General features: G+C 50.3%; 1 protein-coding gene. It reads left to right on the plus strand.

Going from position 1 to position 1,041, the window contains the following annotated elements; all coding sequences use genetic code 11:
* A partial coding sequence (locus tag AC1DUA_RS38820) for a 3'-5' exonuclease (protein ID WP_477504756.1) occupies positions 1 to 1,041 on the plus strand: 1,041 nt, incomplete at both ends.

Consider the following 1,041-nt stretch of genomic DNA (forward strand, 5'->3'; position numbering starts at 1 on the left):
GCGCGTAACTTCCGCAGCCGGATCGAAGTCGTGGATGCGGTCAATTTTATTTTTAAACAAATGATGAATGAAACAGTAGGCGAAGTCGCTTATGATGAGCGGGCTGAGCTTGTCTATGGAGCGGGTTATCCGCCATCTGCTTCGGATTGTTCCGTTGAGATGCTGATCATCGATCGCGCAACAGATGTGCCTGACCCCAGCGAAGCGTATTCGACTGATTCAGAAGACAATGAGGAAATGAATGCCGAAGCTTTACCCGAAGGTGCTGCTATTGATCCCGTTTTGGAAGCGCAGGAGCTGGAGACCGCACAATTAGAAGCGCGAACCATTGCCCGCCAAATTCAAGATTTGATGGGTACCGGCGGGAAGGAAGCTTTTCAAGTATTTGATAAAAGAACCGGCGGTGACCGCCCAGTCACGTACCGGGATATCGTCATCCTGCTGCGCGCTACGCAGATGTGGTCGCCTATCCTCATTGAAGAGCTCAAAAAGATGGGCATACCGGCTTACGCAGAGCTAAGTACAGGATATTTTTCTGCGACAGAGGTGGAAGTCATGTTATCCCTTCTGAAAGTCATCGATAATCCCTATCAGGATGTACCGCTTGCCGCCGTATTGCGGTCACCAGTGGTGCAGCTAACGGCCGAGGACTTGGCGCAGATTCGAATTGCTGATAAATCGGTGCCTTTCTATGACTCTGTGCTGCACGCTGCTGGCAGTGAGAAGACCGAAGAGAATGAGGTTTTGTTGCAAAAGCTGAACTACTTTCTGGAGCTGCTAGAAACGTGGCGGACTGAGGCCAGACAAGGCTCTTTGGCTGATTTAATCTGGCATATCTACAGACAAACGGGGTACTACGATTTCGCCGGCGGCTTGCCGGGGGGCGTGCAAAGACAAGCTAACTTAAGAGCTTTGTATGATCGTGCCAGACAATATGAAAGCACATCCTTGCGTGGATTGTTCCGATTCCTTCGTTTTATTGAAAGAATGAAAGAAAGCGGTGGGGATCTGGGTACAGCACGTGCGCTCGGAGAGCAAGAA

Source organism: Paenibacillus sp. 01T422, from assembly GCF_056398785.1.